Raw genomic sequence first — 3666 nt, 5'->3', positions numbered from 1 at the left:
CCCCAACATGGCCATCGGCGGCATGACACCCGCCATGAAGCTGAAAACAGCCGCCTGAATTCTACGGCTGAACCCCATCAAAAATGGGGGGATTACCGAAAGCCTCCGTGGGGTCCGTGAGGCCGCTGGACAGTAGCGGCTGATTGCGGCCACGATGGCGAAGTGCGACGGGCGGGATGGAGTGCGAAGATGGGGGTTCGGAAATCGCACACCACGAGTTATGCTTGAGGCGATGGCCGATGTGCTGGAGGGCCACGATACACGAGGCTTGAACGATCGCAGGCTTCGTGCCGTCCTTCGTCAGATGCTTATGGAGCTGGCTCGCTAACGCAAGAATCCCGCAGGCCGGGCGGGGAGGAGACATTCGCCGCAGCGTCAAAAGCAATAGGCTCAACTCTACAAAAGCGATCACTGCTATTGACAAGCGTCATAGGCTTGCATCAAATTCAGCCACATACTGCGCCAATTGGGCTTGCAAGCGTTTTGCAGTCACGTTCTCTGGATCGATCTGGAGCCAAAATCCAATTCTGCCCCGGAGTCGCTCCATTAACAAGGGATCAAACTTTCCTTTAGCCTTAGAATGCACGAAGTATCCGTGCTTAATTAGGTGATAGGTTTCAAGTTTGATCTCACGCACCGTACGCCTAGGAAGAGCCAGCTTTCCAGATGTGATTGAAACTCCTGTGATAATCTTCTTGGACTTCTCACCAAGAAGCAGCGTCTTCTTTTCATTTAAATAAAAACCTTGCTGGTTAATGATATAAGAAATTTGTGAAATCTCAGTACTGCTGATCTTGTCGCCGGAGAAAGTCAAGTCATCAGCATATCTCGTGTAAGTCAGATCTCTTTCACTCGAATAAGCTGCAAGTCCAATATCCAACCTTCTCGCAACAAGATTACTGAGAGTAGGACTAGTGGCCGCGCCTTGCGGTAAACTTTTGTTGACGCAGCACATTCGTGCCAAAAAGTATGCAATCGAGACAGGATAACCTGCGCTAAGAAATACTTTCATGACTCGATTGAACTTGATTGATGGAAAAAAATCTTTGAGGTCAAGTTTTAGGTGTACTTTTTGCCCCAAGTGTTCGCGTGCGTTGTCAACGACTGACCGTTTGGGCACAAAACCAAAGGATCGGCTGTGAATATCCAATTTTGACAAGATTTCCGTCAGAATCCATCTTTGAATCGTCAGAGCGGTGGGAGATGGTACGGAGATTGTTCGAGTGCCGCCTAGTCGCTTAGGTATTTCGAAATTTCGGTAAAATGTCTCAGGTGTTTGCGCAATACGAACTATCACTGCCTCATCAACACCAATCAGTCCTGCCAAATGGCGCAGTTCGAAAATGGGTGGAAGTCTCGCCTTCTCAAGCTTTGCGATATATTTGATATAACCCAACACCAAATCGCGTCTACCTCGAACACGTTCGTCAAAGAAGTTTTGCCAATCTTGAAGGTTTGTCTGGTTTTCCATCATGAAACGAAGAGGAACCTCAATACCTAAATATAATTGTCAGATACTTGCCCAAAAGAATCAGACAGTTATTCCTAGTTCTTTATGAACTAGGAGATGTTCTGCAAGAACGTCTCCTCCTACTGAAAGTAGGAGGAATCGTTAACGCAGGCCTCAGTCACCGATGCGAGTACGCCTCGAAGTGCTATTGATCGGTTCCTCTTCGACGACAGCGTAGCATAGTGATTGAGACCATCAATCCAATTTACGAAAAAAATCCTTATCGATTGACTTCAATCGAGGCATGTACGGTTCGCCAATGTCAATTTTAGGGTGGTCAACCAAGGGTGAGACTGACCATTTTCGACCACTTCGTAAGAAAATCTCCCGACGGTTCTTCAGCACCCACCTGACACCATCGTTGTTTAGCTTTGCTTTCATTCCGTCCGCTTCACACAGTCCGTCCGCTTGAAGTCGCATTACGGCAGAGGCGATCTGTGCAGGTGAAAGCAACAATTCTTCATGTAACGCGTAAAGATCAAACCAGTCGTTTGCTTGAAAAAGGGCTAAGATAACTTCGCGTTCGTGGCTCGGAAACATTTTAGACCCTAGGAAGCAGCGTTGCGCGGTCTCGGGCAGGCCTTAGCTTTGGCCACCAGAACACTGGAAAATTATTGTTGGGAGGGTTTCCACCTTCCAAGTAAAAGAGAGCCTCTGACTGTTTCCAACCAAAACTGTAGTCACTTAACTTCTTTTTCCCATGACGCTCACCAAGCTTGTCTTCAATACCGCGCATTGTTGCGACTGCCTCGGTCAACTCCGTATCCCGAAAGTAGTCATTCAAGCCTTTTGCTAACCAATGTACCGAGTAGAAATCATCGACCACAGGTAGAATAATATCTTTACTCTGCTCCATTGACGAACCGACAGCGACACGGATGGTCGCCGTTTTTCCCGCGCTTATTAGCTCATTCCTTAGCCAGACCACCTTCTTGTAGATTGATTCACCGCTGCCGCAGAAGTCGTCAACAAACACAACGATTGATCCGTTCTTAGTTCTTCGGACTACCTCGCCAAGCTGACTGATAAAATTTCCAGTCTTCCAAGCACCAAGTTCCGCGAGAGGCCCCTTTAGCTGCTGAACCAACATCGCGGAGCTGTCGGCGAGCTCCCGGTCCTCAAGTGCTACCAAGATCGTATTTTCCGGCAAACATTTCCAATCATTTGTAATTTTAGCTGCCAGCGCTCTTAGGTCGTCCAAGTGGTTCTGAACTGATCTGAAGTGAAATCTCGAAATTAGATCGATCAAAAGCTCTCTTTCGGATTCTGTCGTGCAAAGACCTACGGTGTCAAAAAGTTCGCGGGAACGGCGAACCAGCCAAGGTTGCTTATTGGTCAAATTAAAAAGTGTCGCGAAGACGTCGCGGGACATATGCTCGTTCGAACGGGGAATTTCTTGATCCATCATGGGAATATTGTATCAGCAATTTACAACAAATCTACTGCCACGTCAGGTCCGTAGAGTGGCCAAATTGCTGCGGGTCAAGACCAAGGTCCGCATTGATGAAGCTGCAGTGCAGCGTTGTAGGTCTTGGTCAATGACCGGTATACGCCGATCACGCCGAACCTACCGACGGAACGGAATGACGTTTTCATCACCCCTGACGAATGCAACCGGGCCTTCCTTCTTGATGGTCGCCAGTGCTTCGTCAAATGCAGCGCCGTCATCGTCGAACAGATCGTCCCACACGATTGACGTTCCGTCCTCGGTCACCACTTCGAGCGACCAGCCTTCGCCGCCTTCCAGCTTGTAGATGTCCACCTTGAACGGGACGTTTTCGACAACGACCCGTTGTGAAGCGCTCGAGATGACCAGATTCGGTTCAGGTTCCATTGGCAGGCCTCGTCTTGGTTCAAGTCGAACCTTACACATCTGGAACGGCGTCGCCAATATGCACGGAGTGCTTTCCAATTGTTTTGCTTGGGTAAAGCGCGCCCTGAACCGACGACACGGCCGCGATTTCAAGGTCAGATTGGTTGGCGCTGCCGGGGGTGGGCCCCGGCGGCTGCGCAAGACTGGGGCACTACGCACACTCTTTCGGCCGCAGCAATCCCAGATTGTACGTCGTCAGATAATTTGGGACGCTTGAGCGGTTTTCGGATTGGAGGCTCTGGCCCATCCTTGATTGAGATTATGCGGTTTCAGTTTCGTGGCG

The 3666-nt window shown here is 49.3% G+C and carries 4 protein-coding genes; all 4 read right to left on the bottom strand.

The window, feature by feature from the left end; translation table 11 throughout:
* Positions 1–427 precede the first annotated feature (427 nt).
* Complete coding sequence (locus tag N5A93_RS19310) at positions 428–1471, bottom strand: retron St85 family RNA-directed DNA polymerase (protein ID WP_268956727.1); 1044 nt, start codon at positions 1469–1471, stop codon at positions 428–430.
* A 234-nt stretch (positions 1472–1705) separates the two neighbouring features.
* Entirely contained in the window at positions 1706–2050 is a 345-nt protein-coding gene (locus N5A93_RS19305; protein ID WP_268956726.1) for a hypothetical protein, read from the bottom strand.
* Between the two features lies 1 nt (position 2051).
* Complete coding sequence (locus N5A93_RS19300; RefSeq protein ID WP_268956725.1) at positions 2052–2915, bottom strand: phosphoribosyltransferase-like protein; 864 nt, start codon at positions 2913–2915, stop codon at positions 2052–2054.
* Positions 2916–3077: 162 nt separating this feature from the next.
* Complete coding sequence (locus tag N5A93_RS19295; RefSeq protein ID WP_268956724.1) at positions 3078–3344, bottom strand: hypothetical protein; 267 nt, start codon at positions 3342–3344, stop codon at positions 3078–3080.
* Between the last annotated feature and the right edge of the window lie 322 nt (positions 3345–3666).

The sequence above is a fragment of the Roseovarius salincola genome (assembly GCF_026891095.1).
GTDB classification, from domain to species: Bacteria; Pseudomonadota; Alphaproteobacteria; order Rhodobacterales; family Rhodobacteraceae; genus Roseovarius; species Roseovarius salincola.
The sequence above is the reverse complement of the archived record's forward strand: the minus strand, read 5'-3'. Positions and strand labels throughout refer to the sequence as shown.

Coding starts and splice junctions, on each gene's coding strand:
- N5A93_RS19310 (WP_268956727.1), bottom strand. CDS start 1,471: ATGGAAAACCAGACAAACCTTCAAGATTGGCAAAACTTCTTTGACGAA.
- N5A93_RS19305 (WP_268956726.1), bottom strand. CDS start 2,050: ATGTTTCCGAGCCACGAACGCGAAGTTATCTTAGCCCTTTTTCAAGCA.
- N5A93_RS19300 (WP_268956725.1), bottom strand. CDS start 2,915: ATGGATCAAGAAATTCCCCGTTCGAACGAGCATATGTCCCGCGACGTC.
- N5A93_RS19295 (WP_268956724.1), bottom strand. CDS start 3,344: ATGGAACCTGAACCGAATCTGGTCATCTCGAGCGCTTCACAACGGGTC.